General features: G+C 71.3%; 19 protein-coding genes. 9 read left to right on the top strand and 10 right to left on the bottom strand.

All coding sequences use genetic code 11. From position 1 onward, the window contains the following. Positions 1-10: 10 nt before the first annotated feature. The 4 genes from ACW4TU_RS03370 to ACW4TU_RS03355 form a co-directional block, all read right to left on the bottom strand. On the bottom strand, positions 11-796 hold the full coding sequence (locus ACW4TU_RS03370; RefSeq protein ID WP_457424458.1) for an SDR family NAD(P)-dependent oxidoreductase: 786 nt from the start codon (positions 794-796) through the stop codon (positions 11-13). Beyond that, a complete protein-coding gene (locus tag ACW4TU_RS03365) occupies positions 793-2,025 on the bottom strand; it encodes an amino acid deaminase/aldolase (RefSeq protein ID WP_457424456.1) in 1,233 nt (410 codons plus the stop codon). The genes ACW4TU_RS03370 and ACW4TU_RS03365 overlap by 4 nt, the downstream gene beginning before the upstream one ends. Continuing rightward, entirely contained in the window at positions 2,022-2,852 is an 831-nt protein-coding gene (locus ACW4TU_RS03360) for an SDR family NAD(P)-dependent oxidoreductase (protein ID WP_457424454.1), read from the bottom strand. Before ACW4TU_RS03360 ends, ACW4TU_RS03365 begins: the two co-directional genes overlap by 4 nt. A 107-nt stretch (positions 2,853-2,959) precedes the next feature. After that, on the bottom strand, positions 2,960-3,934 hold the full coding sequence (locus ACW4TU_RS03355) for an SMP-30/gluconolactonase/LRE family protein (RefSeq protein ID WP_457424452.1): 975 nt from the start codon (positions 3,932-3,934) through the stop codon (positions 2,960-2,962). A gap of 173 nt (positions 3,935-4,107) precedes the next feature. Here ACW4TU_RS03355 and ACW4TU_RS03350 point away from each other — a divergent pair, with 173 nt between their 5' ends. From ACW4TU_RS03350 to ACW4TU_RS03330, 5 genes are all read left to right on the top strand, one after another. Next, positions 4,108-4,725 (top strand): TetR/AcrR family transcriptional regulator, encoded by a 618-nt coding sequence (locus tag ACW4TU_RS03350; RefSeq protein ID WP_457430680.1) that lies wholly within the window; start codon positions 4,108-4,110, stop codon positions 4,723-4,725. 69 nt (positions 4,726-4,794) lie between these two features. Continuing rightward, a complete protein-coding gene (locus tag ACW4TU_RS03345) occupies positions 4,795-5,952 on the top strand; it encodes an alpha-hydroxy-acid oxidizing protein (RefSeq protein ID WP_457424450.1) in 1,158 nt (385 codons plus the stop codon). Between the two features lie 153 nt (positions 5,953-6,105). Then, positions 6,106-7,254, top strand: coding sequence for an ABC transporter substrate-binding protein (locus ACW4TU_RS03340; protein WP_457424448.1), 1,149 nt, complete (start codon positions 6,106-6,108; stop codon positions 7,252-7,254). Between the two features lie 142 nt (positions 7,255-7,396). Then, a complete protein-coding gene (locus ACW4TU_RS03335) occupies positions 7,397-8,665 on the top strand; it encodes a sensor histidine kinase (RefSeq protein WP_457424446.1) in 1,269 nt (422 codons plus the stop codon). Continuing rightward, the gene (locus ACW4TU_RS03330) at positions 8,662-9,327 is read left to right on the top strand and encodes a response regulator transcription factor (RefSeq protein WP_457424444.1); all 666 of its coding nucleotides are present in this window, start codon (positions 8,662-8,664) and stop codon (positions 9,325-9,327) included. The genes ACW4TU_RS03335 and ACW4TU_RS03330 overlap by 4 nt, the downstream gene beginning before the upstream one ends. A 41-nt stretch (positions 9,328-9,368) precedes the next feature. On the opposite strand, the gene ACW4TU_RS03325 is transcribed toward ACW4TU_RS03330, so the two are convergent. Further along, entirely contained in the window at positions 9,369-10,430 is a 1,062-nt protein-coding gene (locus ACW4TU_RS03325; RefSeq protein WP_457424442.1) for a DUF2235 domain-containing protein, read from the bottom strand. A gap of 112 nt (positions 10,431-10,542) precedes the next feature. On the opposite strand from ACW4TU_RS03325, the gene ACW4TU_RS03320 reads away from it, so the two are divergent. The 4 genes from ACW4TU_RS03320 (at position 10,543) to ACW4TU_RS03305 (ending at position 14,554) form a co-directional block, all read left to right on the top strand. Further along, positions 10,543-11,727, top strand: coding sequence for a caspase family protein (locus ACW4TU_RS03320; RefSeq protein WP_457424440.1), 1,185 nt, complete (start codon positions 10,543-10,545; stop codon positions 11,725-11,727). Further along, entirely contained in the window at positions 11,724-13,007 is a 1,284-nt protein-coding gene (locus ACW4TU_RS03315; RefSeq protein WP_457424438.1) for a hypothetical protein, read from the top strand. The genes ACW4TU_RS03320 and ACW4TU_RS03315 overlap by 4 nt, the downstream gene beginning before the upstream one ends. A gap of 30 nt (positions 13,008-13,037) precedes the next feature. Beyond that, entirely contained in the window at positions 13,038-14,081 is a 1,044-nt protein-coding gene (locus ACW4TU_RS03310; RefSeq protein WP_457424436.1) for a ComEC/Rec2 family competence protein, read from the top strand. 107 nt (positions 14,082-14,188) lie between these two features. Then, positions 14,189-14,554, top strand: coding sequence for a cupin domain-containing protein (locus ACW4TU_RS03305; protein WP_457424434.1), 366 nt, complete (start codon positions 14,189-14,191; stop codon positions 14,552-14,554). An 8-nt stretch (positions 14,555-14,562) separates the two neighbouring features. On the opposite strand, the gene ACW4TU_RS03300 is transcribed toward ACW4TU_RS03305, so the two are convergent. The 5 genes from ACW4TU_RS03300 to ACW4TU_RS03280 all read right to left on the bottom strand — a co-directional run bounded on the left by ACW4TU_RS03300 (position 14,563) and on the right by ACW4TU_RS03280 (position 19,852). Further along, positions 14,563-15,942, bottom strand: coding sequence for a vWA domain-containing protein (locus tag ACW4TU_RS03300; protein WP_457424432.1), 1,380 nt, complete (start codon positions 15,940-15,942; stop codon positions 14,563-14,565). Next, entirely contained in the window at positions 15,939-16,796 is an 858-nt protein-coding gene (locus ACW4TU_RS03295) for an AAA family ATPase (protein WP_457424430.1), read from the bottom strand. The genes ACW4TU_RS03300 and ACW4TU_RS03295 overlap by 4 nt, the downstream gene beginning before the upstream one ends. A gap of 169 nt (positions 16,797-16,965) precedes the next feature. Then, positions 16,966-17,622: a LutC/YkgG family protein gene (locus ACW4TU_RS03290; protein ID WP_457424428.1), complete on the bottom strand. Its 657-nt coding sequence runs from the start codon at positions 17,620-17,622 to the stop codon at positions 16,966-16,968. Beyond that, positions 17,619-19,100 (bottom strand): LutB/LldF family L-lactate oxidation iron-sulfur protein, encoded by a 1,482-nt coding sequence (locus ACW4TU_RS03285; protein ID WP_457424426.1) that lies wholly within the window; start codon positions 19,098-19,100, stop codon positions 17,619-17,621. The genes ACW4TU_RS03290 and ACW4TU_RS03285 overlap by 4 nt, the downstream gene beginning before the upstream one ends. Beyond that, on the bottom strand, positions 19,097-19,852 hold the full coding sequence (locus tag ACW4TU_RS03280; RefSeq protein WP_457424424.1) for a (Fe-S)-binding protein: 756 nt from the start codon (positions 19,850-19,852) through the stop codon (positions 19,097-19,099). The genes ACW4TU_RS03285 and ACW4TU_RS03280 overlap by 4 nt, the downstream gene beginning before the upstream one ends. Between the last annotated feature and the right edge of the window lies 1 nt (position 19,853).

Below are 19,853 nucleotides of genomic sequence, written 5' to 3'. Positions count from 1 at the left end.
GCAAGGGCCGCTACCGCGCGGCCAACAGCCGCAGCACCCGGTCGGAGACCGGCGCGGGCAGGGCACGCAGCGTGCGCACCAACGCCGTTGTCTGCCAGGGGAAGCAGGCCTGCGCCGGTTCCCGCTCCAGGGCGCGTACGACGTACCGCGCCGCGCGTTCCTGGCTGACCTGGAAGGGCTTGGGCAGGCCGTCCGCGCCGACCCGGTCCGTCCCCACGAAGCCCGGGTGGATCGAGGTGAACCGGATGCCCCTGGGCGCCAGTTCGACGCGCGCGGCGTCGACGAGGGTGCGCACGGCCGCCTTCGCCGCCGAGTACGGGCCCTGGCGGGGGATGCCCATCAGCCCCGCCAGGGAGTTGGTGTGGGCGATCAGACCACCGCCGCGCTGCTCGCCCAACTGCCCGATCAGCGGGACCAGATAGTTGACGACGACGTCGTAGTTCAACGCCATGATCCGTGACACGTCCGCCGTGCTCACCCGGTCCATGGCCATGTCCGGCCCCTGACCGGCGTTGAGCAGCGCGATGTCGACGGACCCGAACTCCGCGACGGCCGCCGCCACGACCCCGGCCGCCGCCTCCGGGTCCAGGGCGTCGGCGGCGATGTCGAGGCAGGCGCTGCCCAGGGCCCGTACCTCCTGGGCCACGACGGCCAGTTCGGGGGCGCGCCGGGCCGTGAGGACGAGCCGGTTGCCCGCCGGGGCGAGTTGCCGGGCCACCGCGGCCCCGATGCCGGAGGAGGCGCCGACGATCAGGACTGTCCGGCCGGTGATGGTGGTCGTGGCTGTGGCGGTCACAGGAAGTGGTGGCCCTCACCGCGGAAGGTGGGCACGGTGTCGACCACCGCGCCGCCGCTGACCAGGTGCAGATCACCGACGCGCTCGCACAGTTCACCGGCCTTGGCGTGCCGCAGCCACACCCGGTCCCCGATGTTCAGCACGCTGGCGGCCCTGCCCACCAGCGGGGTCTGTACCTCCCCGAAGGACTCGGTGGCGGTGACACGCAGCCCGGGAGGCCAGGCCAGCGTGGGCAGCCGGTCCTTGCCGAGCGGCCCGGACGCCACCCAGCCGCCGCCCAGGAGCGTCGCGACCGACGACGAGGGACGCCGTACGACGGGCAGTACGAAGTACGCGGCCGGGACGGGACGGAAGGCGCGGTAGAAGTCGAACAGCCCCGGACCGTACAGGCCGGAGCCCGCCGCGAGTTCGGTGACGGAGTCCTCGCGTGTCGTGGTCTCCAGGCTGCCCGTGCCGCCGCCGTTGACGAACCGCAGCGGTGTCACGGCCCGTACGGCCGCGACCGCGGCTTCCCGGCGGTGGCTCAGCTCCTCGACGGAGGAACGCTGCATCGCCCGGACCACGGCCCGCTTGATGGCGTTGCCGGGCTGGTTGTCGCCCATGCCGGCGACCTGACCCTCGTACCCCATGATGCCCGTCAGTTCGAAGCCCGGACGGGACACGATCTCGCGCGCGAACGCCTCCGCCTCCTGCGGGGTGTGCACCGGGGACCGGCGCGGCCCCAGGTGGAGCCGGCCGCCCGCGAGGCGCAGGGCCGCGTCCAGTTCCAGGCAGACCTGGATACGGGTCTCGCGGGGCCCGGTGGCGGCGTCGATCAGGTCGAGGTGCTCGACGCAGTCCACCATCAGGGTGATGCGGGACGCGAGGCGCTCGTCGGCGGCCAGCCGGCGCAGCGCCGTGCGGTCGGCGGTGGGGTAACCGACGACGATGTCGTCGAACTCCTCGGCCAGCCACAGGGCTTCGGGCAGCGTGAAGCCGAGGATGCCGTCGAATCCCGGGCGGTCCAGGGCGCGCCGGATGAGGGCGCGGGAGCGCAGGGACTTGCTGGCCAGCCGGATCGGCTTGCCGCCCGCGCGGCGTACCAGGTCGCGGGCGTTGGCGTCGAAGGCGTCCAGGTCGATGACGCCGAAGGGGGGTTCGAGGCCGGCGGTGGCCGCGCGCAGGCTGTCGAAATGGCTTTCTGTCGTGGGAGCCGAAGTGGCTCTGGGGGCGGTGGTGTTGACGGTCATCGTTGGGTGTCTCCTTGCTCGGGTACTGCCGCGGGAGCCGGGACGAGGCCCGTGCTGCGGCGCTTGGCCATGGCTGCCACCTTGGGGATCACGAAGCGCATCAGCCGGGGGAACACACCGGCGACCCGCTGTACGCGTCCGCCGATGGCGGGGTGGACGATTTCGACTGGCTTCTTCACGATGGCGTCGACGATCACCGAGGCGACCTTCTCGGGGGTGAGCGGCTTCTCGGCGAAGGTGATGACCGAGCTGGGATCGGCCATCTCCTGCTCCAGCATGGGGGTCCGGGTGCCGGGCGGATGGATGATGCTGAAGGTCACGGGCCCGTCGCGTTCCTCGATGGCCACACTGTGGTGGAAGGCGCGCAGCCCGTGCTTGGTCGCGCCGTAGGTCGTGTAGCCGGGCAGCGGCATGAACGAGCTCATGCTGCAGATGGTGATGATGTGCCCGTGGCCCTGGGCCCGCATCCGGGACAGGGCGGCCAGCATGCCGTTGATCGGACCGAGCAGGTTCACCTCCACCATGTGCCGGTGCTCGGCCGGCGACAACTGGCGTGCGTACCCGGTGTGGATGATCCCCGCGTTGTTGACGAGCACGTCGACGGGGCCGAGTTGGTCCGCCACGGCGTCCAACGCCACCTCCCACGCGCCCTCGTCGCGGATGTCCAGCTCGAACGCGCGGGCGGCGGGGCCCAGTTGACCGGCGATCCGGGTCGCGCCGGGCAGGTCGATGTCGGCGAGGGCGACCCGGTGGCCCCGGCGCACCGCCTCGCGCGCGGTCGCCGCACCGATGCCGCTCGCGGCGCCGGTGATCAGGACGACACTCACCGAGGTCTCCCGCCGCTGGGCCCCGTGTGCGGGGGACGGGCGCCGTCCGTTCGCTGTCCGTGCATGTGAACTCCCGGTTAAATAGGCCGAGTTGACGAGGGGCACGCTCAGGATGGCAGGACGTACGCCTCCAGTCGCGACCCGCTCAGCCGGGCCGCGTCCACCGGGTCGTCGGTCGGTGTGGTGGCCGCGTACAGGGTGTTGCCGTCGGGCCCGGCGACCAGACAGCTCAGGGTGCGCTGGCTGGTGGAGACGCGGTCCAGGATCGCGCCGCCGGGCCCGACCCGGACGCATTCGCCCCGCAGCGCGTTGGCGACCCACGCCGTGCCGTCCCGGCCCGGTGCGATGCCGTCGGGGGCGATGGGACTGGCGGAGCGGGCCGCGATCGCCGGGTGGTCGAGGAGGGCGGAGACGCGCCGGGTGACGCGGCCCGGCAGCCCGGGGTGGTTGAGGGCCCGCCACAGGGCGGACGGGATCAGCGGGGCCCAGGGCCGGGGTGGGCCGAGGCGCCCGTCGGGCAGTACGGGGAGCGCGGTGAGGCGCATCGCCAGGGTCTCGGCGACGAGCAGAGTCGACTCGTCGTCGAGCAGGAACAGGCCGTTCGGGAACACCAACGGCTCGCTCAGGCCCAGTAGTTCACCCTCTGGGGAGAAGCAGGCGAGGGGGGTCCGGGGCGGTCCCGGCGGAGCGTAGAGCATCGAGTTGGGCCGCCGCCGGACGAAGCCGTGGTAGTCGAAGCCGAAGTTGCCCACGTAGGCGCGGCCCAGCCGGTCGACGAACATGTCGTTGACCGAGCCCCCGGCGATGTCCTCGAGGTCGGCGTGCACGACCAGGGAGCCGTCCGGCTCGCGCCGGTACACACAGTTCCCGTCCATCGAGACGACCAGCATCCGTCCGTCGGGCAGCCAGCCCAGACCTCCGGCCCGGCCCGGGACGTCCGCCACCGTCTCGGGCTCCCCCCGGGTGTCCCAGCGGTGCACCGTCCCATGGGCGAGGTCGCAGAACCACAGGGCGTCGTCGTGCCAGCGCAGCGACTCCAGCACGCCGAATCCGTCCAGAACGACTGTGGCCCTCGGTCGCACCCCTGCCTCCTGAGGCTGCTCTTGCCAACGTTCGGTTCACGCTACGGTGGCTCAAAGCGGAGAAGTAAGTCAAGTGTCCTGGACAACTGACTTACTTCTCCTCGGCCGGTTGGTTATCCTGGCGAGCGAACCCACAGGTGGGACCGGTGCGGAGAGGAGAACGCGTGCCCCGCATGGCGGCGAGCGACCGGAGGGCGGAGCTCCTCGAGGCGGCGATCCGGGTCATGGCGCGCGACGGCGTGGCCAAGGCCACCACCCGCGCGGTGGTCACCGAGGCGGACATGACCCTCGGGGCCTTCCACTACTGCTTCGAGTCCAGGGCGCAGCTCCTCGAACTCGTCACCGAGACCCTCACCGAGCGGTACGTCGCCGAGGTCCGCGGCCTGTTCGCCCCGCACAAGGACATCCGCGACAGCGTCCTCGACAGCCTGCACGCGTTCTGGAAGGGCTTCGAGGCCAACCCCGGTGAGCATCAGATCAGTTACGAGCTCACCCAGTACGCGCTGCGCAATGCCGGCTTCGAGGGCGTCGCCGGCAAGCAGTACGAGATCTTCCTGCGCGCCTTCGTCGGCCTGCTCGAACTCGCCGCGGACAACGCCGGAATCGAGTGGACCCAACCCGTGCCGGTGCTCGCGCGGTACGTCCACTCGATGATCGACGGCCTCAACATGACCTGGCTCGTCGACCGCAACACCGCCGACAGCCAGGCCGCGCTGGAACTGCTCGCCGATCACCTGCTCCTGCACGCCCGGCCACGAGGCGTCCGAGCCACGACCCTGTCCGAGTCGTGAGCCGTCCGAGCCACGAATCGCCTGAGCCGTGAGCCGTGAGTCGCCTGACCTGAGCGAAAGGGTGTCCGCATGGCGTTCGCCGACTACCAGAACGAGATCTACCTGAACGGGCTCGGCGGTGTCCTGCCCTCCTTCCCGATGGAGTTCGCCGAGTTGGCGGACCGGGCCCGGTCCGCACTGCCCCCGTCCGTCTGGTCCTACGTCGCCGGGGGCGCCGGCGACGAGCACACCCAGCGGGCCAACGTCGCCGCCTTCACCCGCTGGGGGCTGATCCCGCGCATGTTCGTCGGTGCGGCCAGGCGCGACCTGACCGTGGAGATGTTCGGCACGACCCTCCCGTCGCCGGTGTTCCTCGCCCCGATCGGTGTCATCGGACTGTGCGCCCAGGACGGACACGGCGACCTGGCCACGGCCCGCGCCGCCGCCCGCACCGGAGTCCCGATGGTCGCCTCCACCCTGTCCGTCGACCCGCTGGAGGACGTGGCCGGCGAACTCGGTGACAGCCCCGGCTTCTTCCAGCTCTACACCCCGACCGACCGGAGCATCGCCGAGAGCCTCGTCGACCGTGCCGAGCGGGCCGGGTACCGGGGCATCGTCGTCACCCTCGACACCTGGATCACCGGCTGGCGCCCGAGGGACCTCGCGACCGCCAACTTCCCCCAGCTGCGCGGCCACTGCCTGGCCAACTACACGAGCGACCCGGCCTTCCGGTCCGGGCTCGGCAGCTCGCCCGAGGAGGATCCGCAGGCGGCGATCCTCCACTGGACCCAGGTCTTCGGCAACCCGCTCACCTGGGCCGACCTGGACTGGCTGCGCTCACTGACCGACCTCCCCCTGATCGTCAAGGGCATCTGCCACCCCGAGGACGCGCGCCGGGCCCGCGACGCGGGAGTGGACGGCATCTACTGCTCCAACCACGGCGGCCGGCAGGCCAACGGGGGCCTCCCCGCCCTCGACGCCCTGCCCGCCGTCGTCGAGGCGGCGGGCGAGCTGCCCGTCCTCTTCGACTCCGGTGTCCGCAGCGGCGCCGACATCGTCAAGGCCCTCGCCCTGGGCGCGACAGCGGTCGGAATCGGCCGCCCGTACGCCTACGGCTGCGCCCTCGGCGGCACCGACGGCATCGTCCACGTCCTGCGCGCCCTGCTCGCCGAGGCCGACCTGATCATGGCAGTGGACGGCTACCCGGCCCTCAAGGACCTCGTCCCCGAGGCGCTCCAGGCCGTCTGACCGCCCGGATATCCATTCAACGTTCAACCGATTGGTTGAACGGAGGTTCATCCCGCTGCCTCCACCCCGCTCCGTGCAGCCGACGCGAGGACCCTCTCGCCCGCGTCAGGATCGAACCCCCAGCACAGCTCCCCCCATCGAGAGGCCCCCAGAGTGTCCAGTTTCCTCAGCCGACGACGTGTACTCGCCACCGGAGCCGGAGCCGCCCTGGGCGTCGGCGCGCTCGGTGCCACCGGGACCCCCGCCGCCGCGGCCTCGTCCGCCGGTTCCCGCTCGGCCGGGCCCGCCGAGGAGACCCGGACGCTCGACGAGCTGTACCAGGCCGCGCTGGCCGAGGGCGGCAAGCTCGTCATCTACGCGGGCGGCGACGTCGACAGCCAGGGCAACGGCGTACGCGCGGGCTTCGCGGCCCGTTTCCCGGAGATCGACCTCAAGGTCGTCGTGGACTACAGCAAGTACCACGACGTCCGCGTCGACAACCAGTTCGCGACCGACACCCTCGTCCCGGACGTCGTACAGCTCCAGACCCTCCACGACTTCACCCGTTGGAAGGGGCAGGGCCGCCTGCTCAACTACAAGCCGGCGGGCTTCTCCAAGGTGTACAACGCCCTCAAGGACCCGCAGGGCGCCTGGACCGCCATCGCGGTGATCGGCTTCAGCTATATGTACAACGTCGCGGCGGTCGGCGCGGACGCCCCGAAGTCCCCGCTCGACCTGATCGACCCGAAGTGGAAGGGGCAGATCGCCTCGTCCTACCCGAACGACGACGACGCCGTCCTCTACCTCTTCAAGCTGTACGTCGACCACTACGGCTGGGACTGGGCCGCCAGGTTCGCCGCCCAGGACGTCCAGTTCGCCCGTGGCAGCCACACTCCCAGGCTGGCCGCCACGAGCGGGCAGAAGGCGCTCGGTGTCGGCGGCGGGGGCTCGCTCGTGGCGCCGTCCACGGCACCCGTCCGGTGGGGCGTCGCCGAGGGGCACCCGTTCATGGCCTGGGGCCAGCGGGCCGCGATCCTCAAGCAGGGCCGGAACACCACGGCCGCCAAGCTGTACCTCAACTGGCAGCTCTCCACCGCCCAGCAGCAGGGCGTCACCAACGGCTGGTCGATACGGACGGACATCACCCCCGCCGGTGGCCTGAAGCCCGTCTGGGAGTACCCGAACGCGAACCTCGACGGTTTCCCCCGCTTCATGGCCGACCGGGCGCAGGTCGAGCGCTGGAAGCAGACGTTCGCCCTGTACTTCGGCGAGGTGAAGGGGGATCCGACCCCGGGCGTGCTGGGCCTGCGCCCCGGGGCGTAGCCGAGAGTTGGAGGGGCCGGGAGGGGGCTGCTGGTCCCTCTCCCGGCCTCTCCGTTTCCTTGCATCTTCACACAAGCCATACAGGCGGTCGCTAGACTCGGGGCCCTGTCCGATTGGATCAGTCTGCCCAAGGGGATCTTCCGTGCCCGACCGTGTCCCCGTCCGTACGCCGCTGAGGGTTCGTGCCGGTCGGCTCACGCTGGAACACGTGTCGCATCTGGCGTTCTTCGTCATCGTGGTGTCCGCGCTGCTGCAACTCACCCGGCTCAACAGCGAGTTGTGCTGGTACATCGCGACGGTCAGCGGGTTGCTCGCGCTCACCTACACGGGCGGAGTGATGCGGTGGCACCGGCTCGGGAAGGTCGGGCGGGCGAGCTGGATTCCGCTGCTCCTCGCACTGTGGGGCCTGCTTCTCTTCCTCGTGCCGGCCGGGCTGACCTCCGCCTTCGTGTGGTGTGCCCTGCCGCTGGCGTGCGCCGCGCAGCGTGTGCTCGGCCGCCGGTCCGCGACCGCGGCGCTCGCCCTGATCACCCTGGTCCTCGTCACGGCCCTGGTCGGGGCCGGCGGCCGGTTCGTCATCGACACCGTGCTGGTGCCCGTGGCCGCCGTCTGGGGAACCGTCGCCCTCTACCGTGCCCAGCAACGGGACGCCGAGGCACGCCGGCGTCTCGTCGAGGAACTGCGCGACACACGTGACCTCGTCGCCCGTCAGCAGCGCCGGGCGGGCGTGCTGGCGGAGCGGACACGTATCGCCCGCGATCTGCACGACACCCTCGCCCAGGAACTCGCCGGCGGGCTGATGCTGCTTCAGGCCGCCGACCGTGACTGGGACGACCGGCCCGACGTGGCGCGCACGCGGGTGCGTGCGGTCGCCGACGGACTGGGCACCAACCTCACCGAGACCCGCCGCATGATCGGGGACCTCACCCCGTCCGCCGTCGCCGAGACCGGCCTCGAAGGTGCGCTGCGCGTCCTGTGCGCCCGTTCCCAGGCCGACGGGACCGCGGCCCGGGTACGGTTCCGGTCGGTCGGCGACCCCCAGCCCGTCCTCGACGAACACGTCGCCACCACCCTGTTCCGCGTCGCGCAGAGCACACTTGCGAACGTCCGCGAACACGCCCACGCGGTGAACGTGCAGGTCACCCTCAGCAGACAGCAGCTCGACCGGGTGGACCTCGAAGTCAGCGACGACGGTGTCGGGTTCGACCCGGCCGAGGTCCTCGCGCGTACGTCGCAGGGCCCCGGCCGCGGCTTCGGACTGCCCGCGGCGCGGGCCAGGCTGCGCGAGTACGGCGGTGACCTGGACGTCAGCGGCGCGCCGGGCCGGGGCACCCGGATCCGGGCCACGGTCTCCGCGCGGCCCCGGACCCAGGCGGCTGTCGGGCCCGTCCCCACGGCGACCGCCCGATGACCACGGCCCCGCCCGGCCCGGCCGAGTCGCTGCGCGTCCTGATCGCGGACGACCACGCCGTCGTGCGGGCCGGTCTGCGCGCGCTGCTGGAGGGCGAACCCGACATCAAGGTGATCGCCGAGGCCGGCAGCGGTGAGGAGGCTGTCGCTCTGGTCGCCCGGATGCTGCCCGATGTCGCGCTGATGGACCTCCGCTTCGGCAGTCCTGGGGGCGGGATCGACGGGATCGAGGCGATCCGCCGGCTCGCCGCCGAGGCGCCCGGTGTGGCGGTGGTGATGCTGACCAGCTATGCCGGACGGGCCGATGTCGTACGGGCGTTGGAGGCGGGCGCCCGGGGTTATGTGCTCAAGGCGGGTGCGCCCGAGGAGCTGTTCCGCGCGGTGCGCGGGGCCGCCGCCGGGGCGCTGGGGCTGGCACCGGAGATCGTCGGGGAACTCGTCGGGCAAGTGGTCAGCCCCGAGCACGAGTTGAGCGGGCGCGAGGTCGAGGTCGTACGGCTGATGGCCGAGGGGCTCAGCAACCGGGCCATCGCCGGGGCGCTGTTCCTGAGCGAGGCCACGGTCAAGACGCACCTCGTGCGCGTCTACCGCAAGCTGAAGGTCGACAACAGGGCGGCGGCGGTCTCGGAGGCCGTGCGCCGGGGCGTACTCGAACTCACCTGATGTGGAAGGGAGTTGGAGATGTGTCGGGGGTTGTCAGGCCGTCACCCCCGGGCGGTGAGCCAGTCCTCGTCCGCCCAGGCAGCCGTCTGAGGGATGTGTGATCCGTAGTCCCTCGACTCGTCGAGGCGGGCGCGGACACTCGCGTGCACCCGGGCGTTCGGGGGCAGCCGGCGGCGCCGGTAGGTCAGCAGGGCCCAGACCCAGCCCATCCGGTGCACCTTGCCCAGCGCGTACGCCGGGCCGACCGTCATCTCGCGCCGGTACGCGCCGGGCTTCAGCAGGAGGCCCTTGACCTCGGGGGGCAGGGCGCCGTCCACGACCCACTTGAGGGCGATGGTGGCGAGTCGGTGGTCGTCCTCGAAGGTGCCGCCGACGTCCGAGTGGACCCCCGCGAACCACACCTGCTCGACCCCGTCCGGCAGCGCCGGCTGCTCGCCCGGCGTGACCAGGTACTCGCGATAGGGCGTGCGCTTCTCGTCGATGGAGACCGCGTGCCGGACGTGGAGGGCGCCCGGCACCTGGCGGGTGTGCGGCCAGCGCAGGTTCCAGCGCAGGACGCCGGCCGCCTTCACGGAGTCCCAGATGCCCAGGTACTCGACCGGGATACCCGTCCGGGCCTCCACCTTGATGCTGAACGTGCCCGCGAAATGGTGGAGTTGGGCCCAGTCGTCGGCGGTGAAGGTCTTGTTCCTGGCGTAGACCGACACGGCGTACGGGACAAGGTTCTCCAGACCGGGCCGCAGCAGTCCGATCGCCTTGAGCATTCCGGTGAGCGCGCGGGCCGTGTAGGCGCCCCGGCTGAAGCCGAACACGTAGATGTGGTCGCCCGGTTCGTAGTGCCGCATCAGATACGTGTACGCCTCGGCGAGGTTGACCCTGATCCCGGAACCGAAGGCGAGCCCGAGGAGTTTCGACATCCGGCGGCCCAGGGCCGTCCAGGCGCCCGCCGCGGAGAACGTGCCGACACCGGGGTCGTAGTACGCGATCTGCCGGGCGGGATCGGAGAGGTCCAGCATCTCGTAGAGCCGCACGACGTTCGTGTTGCCCTTCGCTCTCAGCTGGTTGCCCGTGCCGTCCAGACAGATGACGAGGTTCTTGGCCATGGCGGGCCTCACCTTCACTGACGGATGCCAGGACATAAAGGGTACTAGGAAATATAATAGGAGAAATGCCCCATGGGGGCATGCTCGGGAGCGATGGTGTTCCGGAGGATCCATGGCCGGTTCGGTGATCCATCTCGAAGAGGCGGCCGACCCGCCACGCACCCACGCACTGGTCGTCGGAGTCGGCAAGTACCCGCACCTCGACGGCGGCGAGTCACCGGTCGCCGACTCCGACGGGATGCGCCAGCTCAGCTCACCCCCGCTCTCGGCCCGCGCCTTCGCCGACTGGCTGCTCGCCGACTACAACGACCCCGAACGCCCGCTCGGCAGCGTGGCCCTGCTGCTCAGCGAGGAGCACCCGACGCCGTTCACCGACCCCCGTACGCGGACCGAGCACCAGGTCGACGAGGCCACCATCGACAACCTCGTCACCGCGGTCGCCGACTGGTACGACCGGGGCGACAGCCATGTCGACAACCGGCTCCTCTTCTACTTCTGCGGACACGGCATCTCCCAGGGCGAGGACATGGCGCTGCTCGCCGCCGACATCTTCGCCGACCACCACAACCCCCTCAACGGAGCACTGGACTTCGCCGGCCTGATGAACGGACTCAAGCGCTGCAAGGCCGGCCAGCAGGTGTTCTTCGTCGACGCCTGCCGCTCCAACTCCGATGTCCTGATCGAGAGTTCGGGCACCCGGTTCGCCGGCCGCACCCCGCTCGGCGCCGGCGCCCGCCCACTGGACCTGCCCCGGCGCTTCCACATCCCGTACTACGCCACGCTGGCCGGCGAACGCTCGCACGCCCGGCCCGGACAGGTCAGCCTGTTCACCGAGGCCCTGCTGAAGAGCCTCGCCGGGGCCGCCAGCGACGACCCCGAGGGCGACTGGCAGGTCAACACCTCCCAACTTCTCACGGCGATCGACCACTTCATGCACCAGCCGCGCTTCGCCGGCGCCGTCACGGGCGTCCAGGTCCCCTCGGTCGGCGAACTGCCCGTCTTCGTCCTGCACCAGCTGCCCGGCACCCCTGTCGTCCCGGTGTACGTCGGCTGCGACCCTGCCGAGGACAACGCCGAAGCCGAGTTCGTGTGCCGGGAGGACGGACAGGGCGGCCGGGAACGGCTGCGGCGGCCGGCCGACGACATCGACACGGACGACCCCCAGTGCGAGTGGGCCATCGAACTCGGCTTCGGCAACTACGTCTTCGAGGCCCACCTCGGCGACCAGGAGGTGCGGACCAAGCCGGTCACCGTCCGGCCGGTGTTCCGGCGCGTGCAGCTGGGGAAGCCGTCATGAGCACCGGTCTGCGGATCACCGTGACGCTGAGCCTCCACGAGTCCGACCTGCCCGACGGGGCGAAGGTCGTCGGCGACATCCACCCGGCCGACGGCGCCGGCAGCGCCCACCGGGGCGTCCTCTTCCCCTGCGGGACCTCGGCACCGGCCGCCCGCTACGAGGTCGACCCCGGGCGCTACCTCGTGTCCGCCACCCTGCCCTCCGGCGTCGTGCTGTCCAAGGACGCCGAGGCGAGCGAGGGCAGGGACACCCACGTGACGCTGTGCACCGCGCGCTCGCCCTACGAGTCGCACTCCTGGCAGTACCTCATGGGCAACATCGAGCCGTACGGCGCCTACCACGACGGCAAGCCGATCCCGGTGCCCCGGTCCCGGGGGTCGCGCTCCGGGGTGTGGGCGACGGGTGGGGTCGTGCCGCCGGGGAACGCGGTCTGGGTCGGCGATCCGAAGCCGGAGAGCCGGCACTTCGCCACGATGCTCGCCCTGACCGACGGCCCCTCACCGGAACCCATCGCCCTCGACCTGGCCCGCTCGGCGCCGCACACCGTGCCCAGCCTCGACCTGGGGGACGCCACCGCCCGCCTCTACCGCTTCGGCCCGCACGGACCGCTCGACGAACAGGGCACGTCCACCCTCCAAGGGCCCACGGGCCACCGGCAGTTCCTGGTCGTCTCGCTGACCGGCGCCGAGTACGTCGTCACCCTCCCCGCGCCCTGGGGGAACGCGCAGATCGAGGTGCTGGTCAACGAGCGCCAAAGCCCGACCGGCAGCACCGTCTCGGTCGCCGTCCGCGACAGCCGGGTGGGACCCGCCCTCGGCTATATGACCCGGGGCGCCTTCGACACGGCGGCGGCGCTGGTCAAGGACGCCGAGGACCTGCTCTACGCCAAAATGGAGAACCCCCTCGCCGCGGTGGCCGGCGCCTATGTCCTGGTCGGCAGCGAGCTCACCGACGGACGGCACCGCTGGGACGTCTGGCTGGACCATCTGCGCCGTGAGTTCCCCTGGCTGAGCGACGGCTCGCTGCTGTGGGGCATGCGCCATCTGCGCCGTGCCCACACCGAGACCGAGCTGCGCGCGGCCCGGGACGCGCTGGTCGAGGCCTTCGACCGCGGCGTCCCGGTGTTCACGCTGGGCCTGAGCCGCCTCATCCACGGCCTCTCCGAGTTCCCCGACGACCCGGAGTGCGTCACCCGCCTCGACCAGGCCCGTCTGCTGTCCTACCGCGTGGACATGCGCGAGCCGTTCGTGATCGTCGGGCTGCGAGGAGTGCCCCGGTAGCGGGCGAAAGACCTGGTGAGGGAGGCCGCGATGATCCGCTTCACGATGCTGCCCGGTGAGGACGGCGACTGCCTGCTCCTGGAGTACGGCGACGACACGTTCGTCCGGCGGATCCTCGTCGACGGCGGTCGTGCGGGCACGTATCCGCTGATCAGACCGGTGCTCGCCGGTCTCGACGGGCTGGTGGACCTCCTGGTCGTCACCCATGTCGACCAGGACCACATCCTCGGAGTGCTCGCCCTGCTGGACGATCCGGAGCGGTCGGTGGAGATCGGGGACGTGTGGTTCAACGGCTTCGACCACCTGCTCGACACCGAGGGCTTCGGCGCACAGGACGGCGAGAAGCTCACCAGCGCGCTGCTGGCGCGGAAGGTGCCCTGGAACGACGCCTTCGGCGGGCGGGGCGCGGAGGTCGGGCGGCAGCTCGGGTGGTTCGACGACGGGTCCACGATGGAGGTGCTCTCGCCCGACCGCCGACAGCTGGAGCGGCTGGCCCCGGTGTGGGTGAAGGAGTGCGCCGCGCACGGACTGATCCCGGGCCGGGACCCGGACGAGCCGCCCGCCGTCCCCGGCTTCGAGCACTTCGGCGGCGCCGTGGACGTGGAACGGCTCGCCGCGACACCGTTCAAGGCGGACACCTCACCGACGAACGTCACCAGCATCGGACTGCTCTTCGAGTTCGAGGACCGGCGGATCATCCTCACCGGCGACGCGGACGACCGCCGGCTCGTCGACTCGATACGCCCCCGGGCCGAGGCGGCGGGCGGGCGGCTCCACGTCGACGTCCTCAAGGTCGCCCATCACGGCAGCGGCCACAACCTCTCCAACGATCTGCTCGACCTCCTCGACTGCGACCGCTATCTGATCTCCACGAGCGGCGCCCGGCACGACCACCCCGACGACATCGCCATGTCCCGGATCCTCCAGCACGGCGGAGCCCGCAAGGAGATCGTCTTCAACTACCGGAAGCGTGCCGCGCTCTGGGACGTGACCTCCCTCAAGAACCGCTTCGGCTACACGGTGACAGCGCCGGCGCCGGACGCGGCGGACGGCTTCGTGACCTTCGAACTCTGACACCGAGGTCGCTCGGATGGCGGCCCCGGCTTGACAGGCGGACGATGGAAGGGAGTGGAAGGAAACAGGGGGCCGACAGCCATGGAGGGGAATGGGAGGCAGCGGACATGCTGGAGATCAAGACGGTCGAGAAGCCGGACGAGCGGCGCGATTTCCCCCGGGGACACCTCGAAGCCGTACACATGACAGGCCTCGACTTCGCCGTGGGAACCTTCGAACCGGGCTGGCGGTGGTCCGAGTGCGTCGGGCCCGTCGTTGGCACGAAGAGCTGCGAGATCCACCACAACGGTTACGTCGTCCAGGGCCGGATGGGCATCCGCATGGACGACGGCGGCGAGGGCGAAGTCGGCCCCGGCGACGTCTTCGTGTGTCCGCCCGGGCACGACGCGTGGGTCATCGGCGACGAACAGGTCATCGTCCACGACTTCGCGGGAGGCATGGCAACGGATTACGCGAAGGCGCCGGGCAGCTGACCGGCGGCTCACACAGGGAGCAACCGGCCTATCAGCGCGCCGAGTTGGATGGCGTTGCGGCACTCGCGCATCTCCACCAGCTCGGCGTACGCGGGCGCGGCCGAGTCGCCCGTGCCCCACTGCGACCGCGCCTCGGGGTTCAACCAGTAGACCCGGCGCGCCCGTTCGGCCAGGTACCGCACGGCGGGCAGGTTCGGGTCGCTCATGTTCGTACGGGCGTCACCCAGCACGAACACGGTCGAGCGCGAACCGACCGCGTCGGCGTACCGCTGCGTGAACTCGCCCAGGGCGACGCCGTAGTCACTGCTGCCGTGCCAGCCCGTCAGGGTCGCCTCCGCGCGAATGCGCGCGCCCAGCCCCTCGGCGTCGGCGGCGCCGTGCACAAGGAGGCCGGTGACCTCGTCGACACGATTGACGAAGGCGAACACGCGGACCTTGCTGAACTGGTCGTGCAGCGCCTGTACCAGCAGCATCGTGAAGTCGGAGAACCCGGCGACCGAGCCCGACACATCGCACAGCAGCACCAGTTCGGGCCGGGCGGGCCGGCGTCGGCGCAGTACGGGCCGCATCGGCACCCCGCCCGTCGACAGCGACGCGCGTACCGTGCGCCGCAGGTCGATCGAGCCACGTGCGGCCTTGCGGCGGCGCGCCGCCAGCCGGGTGGCCAGCTTGCGGGCGAGGGGTTGAACCGTCCTGCGCAGCTCGGCCAGTTGGGTGCGCCCGGCGAGCAGGAAGTCGACCCGGTCGGCGGTCGGCGCCACCGCCCGCCGGGCGATCTCGTCCCGGCCGCGCCGCTCGGCCACCCGGCGCCGCGCCTCCGCGCCGACCAGCCGCCGGAAGTCCTCGATCCGCCGCCGGATCTCGTCGTCGAGCAACCGGTCGGCGAACCCCGGGTCCGCGGCCCCCTCCCGGAGACTCGCCCGCACCCGGGCCAGCAGCGTCTGCGGCCGGAGCCGGTCCAGCGTCTGGTAGGACGACCAGCCGTCCGACCCCGGCGAGGAGCCGTACCCGCCGAAACCGTCGACCGCCTCGGCGGCCAGCCGGGCCAGCAGCGCCTGGTCGTTCGCGGCCAGCGCGGCGGCGAGCCGGTCGCGCAGTTCGTCCCGCTCCGCGGGCTCCGTGCCGGGCGCTCCGACACTCCGGGGAAAGTACAGGTCGAAGACCGGATCGAACACCGGGCGCTGGTCCGTGCCGTGCAGCAGGGTCGCGGCCAGCCCTTCGCGCAGCAACTCCCGGTCCGCGAAGCCGAGTACGGCCACCGCCTGGGCCGCGTCCACGGTCTCCCCGGTGCCGATCCGTACACCGTGCGAGCGCAGCGCCTGGACGAGTCCCGTCAGCCGTTCGGCGACGTCGGCACCCGAACCGGCGTGCGCCGAGGGGGCGTTCACAGTGCGTCCAGGTCCAACTTGGCGCTCGCCTTGAGGATGTCGTCCTGGTGCTTGAGGAGGACGCCCAGGCTGTCCCGTACGACCGTCTCGTCGAGCGTGTCCGCGCCCAGAGCCAGCAGGGTGCGCGCCCAGTCGATCGTCTCGGAGACCGACGGCACCTTCCGCAGGTCCATCGCGCGCAGCGCGCCCACCACCCGCACCACCGACTCGGCCAGCGACGCGTCGAGTTCCGGCACCTTCAGCCGTACGATGCGGCGCTCCAACTCGGCATCCGGGAAACCGATGTGGAGGAAGAGGCAGCGCCGGCGCAGGGCCTCGGACAGCTCGCGGCTGGCGTTGGAGGTGAGAACGACGAAGGGGCGGCGGGTCGCGGTGATCGTGCCCAGCTCCGGGACCGTGACCTGGAAGTCGGAGAGCACCTCCAGGAGCAGGCCCTCCACCTCGACGTCCGCCTTGTCGGTCTCGTCGATCAGCAGGACCTTGGGGTCGTCGCCGCGAATCGCGGTCAGCAGGGGCCGGGGGAGCAGGAACTCCTCGCTGAAGATGTCCGTGCGCGCCGCGTCCCATGTCTCGTCGCGGCCCGCGCTGATGCGCAGGAGCTGCTTGGCGTGGTTCCACTCGTACAGCGCCCTGGACTCGTCGACGCCCTCGTAGCACTGAAGGCGGATCAGCTCGGCGCCGGCGATCTCGGCGACGGCCTTGGCCAGCTCGGTCTTGCCGACGCCCGCCGGGCCCTCCACCAGGAGCGGCTTGCCGAGGCGGTCGGCCAGGAAGACCGTGGTGGCGACGGCGGGCGAGGCCAGATATCCGGTCTCGGCGAGGCGTGTGGAGACGTCGTCGACGGATGTGAACAACGGGGCCTCCAGCGCGGGCGCGAACGGGTTATCGCCACTATCTAAGCGCTTGTTCACGGCTTGTGTCACGCGTGAATCCGCACGACGGCACTCACGACAGCACTCCGGAACGGGGGCCGACCGCCGAAGTGCCCGACCCCTCAAGCCCGTTCATGTCCGTTCACGTCCGTCAGGTGGATCCTTCACCGCTCACCAGGACCACCTCCAGGGTGCGCGGACCGTGCACTCCCTCGACCCGGTCCAGTTCGATGTCACTGGTCGCGGACGGACCGGAGATCCACGTCAACGGCCGTGCCGGGTCCAGGCGTTCAAAGGCCTGGGGCACGGAGGAGACGACCTGGCCGGGCACGCGGACGACGCAGATGTGGTGGTCGGGGACCAGGGTGATCCGGCGGCGGCCCTGGTCCGGGCCGCCGTCCAGGACGATGGTGCCGGTCTCGGCGATCGCGAGGGCGCAGGCCGTGACGACGCTGTCCACCTCGTCCAGGTCGTACGCGGTGCTCACCGCGCTGTCCTCGACCCGGGCGGTGTCCGCGGCCGACAGCCACTCCGGCGGGAGCCCCGGCGGCACGACCACAGCCGTCGAGCCGTGCGCGGCCAGTATCCCGGCGAGCAGCGCCGGAAGTTCGCCGGCGGTGCAGCGGTGCACGATCGCCCGGTAGTCCGCCAGGTTCTCGGCGAGGAGATCGACCGTCTCCTCGACGCTGCGGTTTCCGTGCTCGCGCGCATAGTCGCGGTCGACGGCCTGGTCGTACGGCGTGTCGTCGCGGGGCACGTCGGAGAGGGCGCGCCGCACCCGGGCCAGGATCAGGTCTCGGCTGTTCACTTGCGGGTGTCCTTTCCGCCGTTCGTGCGCTGCCACCAGTCGCGGAACGGCTCCGCCGGTACGGCCGGCAGATCGCGGGTGCCGCTCCAGGCCCTGCCGGGGCCGGGCAGGGTGCGGGGGTGGAAGCGCCGGGTGCGGGAGGCGAGGCGCTGGCCGGTGCGCAGGGCGCCGGGGTGGCTGAACGCCCAGCGCGCGGCACGCATCGCGGCCCGCTCGGCGGCGTGGCCCTTCGCGGGCTTCAGGACGACCTTGTTGCCCTCCCGCGTGGCCGGACCGCCCTCGACGACGCGTTCCCGCAGGTGCACCAGCACCTCGGGGATGTCGATGGCGACCGGGCAGACCTCGTAGCAGGCCCCGCACAGCGAGGAGGCGTACGGGAGCGAGGCGTCGATCTCGCTCGCGGTGCCCCGGAGCTGCGGGCTGAGGATCGCGCCGATCGGGCCGGGATAGACGGAGCCGTAGGCGTGACCGCCGGCCCGCTCGTACACCGGGCAGACGTTGAGACAGGCCGAGCAGCGGATGCAGCGCAGGGCCTGGCGGCCGACCTCGTCGGCGAGGGTGTCGGTGCGGCCGTTGTCGATCAGGACGAGGTGGAAGGTCTGCGGGCCGTCCCCGTCCGTCGTACCGGTCCAGGTCGACGTGTACGGGTTCATGCGCTCGGCGGTCGAGGAGCGGGGGAGGGTCTGGAGGAAGACCTCCAGGTCCTGCCAGGTCGGCACGATCTTCTCGATGCCGACGACCGAGATGAGCGTCTCGGGCAGGGTCAGGCACATCCGCCCGTTGCCCTCGGACTCGACCACGACCAGGGTGCCGGTCTCGGCGACCATGAAGTTGGCGCCGGAGACGCCCACCTTCGCGCGCAGGAACTTCTCCCGGAGGTGGAGCCGCGCCGCCTCGGCCAGTTCGGCGGGCGTGTCGGTGAGACCCTCGGGGGCCGGGCGGCCCCACTCGCTCATCTCGCGCGCGAAGATGTCCCGGATCTCACCCCGGTTGCGGTGGATCGCCGGGACGAGGATGTGCGAGGGCCGGTCCTTGCCCAACTGCACGATCAGCTCGGCGAGATCGGTCTCGTAGGCCGCGATGCCCTCGGCCTCCAGCGCCTCGTTCAGCCCGATCTCCTGCGTGGCCATCGACTTGACCTTGACGACCTCCGACTCGCCGGTCATCCGCACCAGGTCGATGACGATCCGGTTGGCCTCGTCGGCGTCGACGGCCCAGTGCACGACACCGCCCGCCGCCGTGACCGACTCCTCCAACTGGACGAGATAGCGGTCGAGATGGTGGAGCGTGTGGTCCTTGATCCGCTTGCCCGCCTCGCGCAGCTGGGCCCAGTCGGACACCTCGGCGACGGCTTTCGCCCGTTTGCCGCGGATGGTGTGGGTGGCGTGGCGCAGATTGGCGCGCAGGGTCTTGTTGTTGACCGCCTCGTGGGCCGCCTCCGGGAAGGCGGGCATCCCGACGAACGTACCGCCGCTCATACGCTCGGCTCCTCTTCCGTGCTCGCCAGGATCTCCGCGATGTGCACCGGCCGCATACCGGTGCTCAGCCTGGTCATGGTCCCGCCGATGTGCATGAGGCACGAGTTGTCGGCGGCGCACAGCACCTCCGCCCCGGTCGACTCGGCGTTGCGCACCTTGTCGGTGCCCATCGCCGCCGAGACATCGGCGTTCTTCAGCGCGAACGTCCCGCCGAAGCCACAGCACTCGTCGGCCCCGGGCAACTCGCGCAGCTCAAGGCCCTTGACGGACTGGAGCAGCCTGAGCGGCCGGTCGCCGAGCCCGAGGCTGCGCAGCCCGTGGCAGGTCGGGTGGTAGGTGACGGTGTGCGGGTAGTAGGCGCCCACGTCCGTCACCCCCAGCACATCCACCAGGAACTCCGTCAGCTCGTACGTCTTCGGGACCACGGGCGCCAGCGTGGCCGCGAGCCCGTCCCCGCGCCCCTCGGCCCGCGCCCGTTCACCCATCCGCGGATACAGCTCCCGCACCATCGCGCCGCACGACCCGGATGGCGTCACGATCGCCTCGTACCCCCCGAATACATCGGAGAAATGCCGGGCCAGCGGCTCGGCCTCGTGCCGGTACCCGGTGTTGTAGTGCGCCTGCCCGCAGCAGGTCTGCGCCATCGGGAAGTCGACCTCGACACCCAGCCTGGTCAGCAGTTTCACCACGGCGCGGCCCGTGTCCGGATACAGCGTGTCGTTGACACAGGTAAGGAACAAGGCGACACGCATC

This window comes from Streptomyces kryoterrae, from assembly GCF_054072135.1.
The sequence above is the reverse complement of the archived record's forward strand: the minus strand, read 5'-3'. Positions and strand labels throughout refer to the sequence as shown.

What these genes read in the sequence shown, in the direction of transcription:
- ACW4TU_RS03305 (WP_457424434.1), top strand. Translation starts at nt 14,189, where the DNA reads ATGCTGGAGATCAAGACGGTCGAGAAGCCGGACGAGCGGCGCGATTTC.
- ACW4TU_RS03345 (WP_457424450.1), top strand. Translation starts at nt 4,795, where the DNA reads ATGGCGTTCGCCGACTACCAGAACGAGATCTACCTGAACGGGCTCGGC.
- ACW4TU_RS03325 (WP_457424442.1), bottom strand. Translation starts at nt 10,430, where the DNA reads ATGGCCAAGAACCTCGTCATCTGTCTGGACGGCACGGGCAACCAGCTG.
- ACW4TU_RS03330 (WP_457424444.1), top strand. Translation starts at nt 8,662, where the DNA reads ATGACCACGGCCCCGCCCGGCCCGGCCGAGTCGCTGCGCGTCCTGATC.
- ACW4TU_RS03350 (WP_457430680.1), top strand. Translation starts at nt 4,108, where the DNA reads ATGGCGGCGAGCGACCGGAGGGCGGAGCTCCTCGAGGCGGCGATCCGG.
- ACW4TU_RS03310 (WP_457424436.1), top strand. Translation starts at nt 13,038, where the DNA reads ATGATCCGCTTCACGATGCTGCCCGGTGAGGACGGCGACTGCCTGCTC.
- ACW4TU_RS03320 (WP_457424440.1), top strand. Translation starts at nt 10,543, where the DNA reads ATGGCCGGTTCGGTGATCCATCTCGAAGAGGCGGCCGACCCGCCACGC.
- ACW4TU_RS03285 (WP_457424426.1), bottom strand. Translation starts at nt 19,100, where the DNA reads ATGAGCGGCGGTACGTTCGTCGGGATGCCCGCCTTCCCGGAGGCGGCC.
- ACW4TU_RS03315 (WP_457424438.1), top strand. Translation starts at nt 11,724, where the DNA reads ATGAGCACCGGTCTGCGGATCACCGTGACGCTGAGCCTCCACGAGTCC.
- ACW4TU_RS03365 (WP_457424456.1), bottom strand. Translation starts at nt 2,025, where the DNA reads ATGACCGTCAACACCACCGCCCCCAGAGCCACTTCGGCTCCCACGACA.
- ACW4TU_RS03280 (WP_457424424.1), bottom strand. Translation starts at nt 19,852, where the DNA reads ATGCGTGTCGCCTTGTTCCTTACCTGTGTCAACGACACGCTGTATCCG.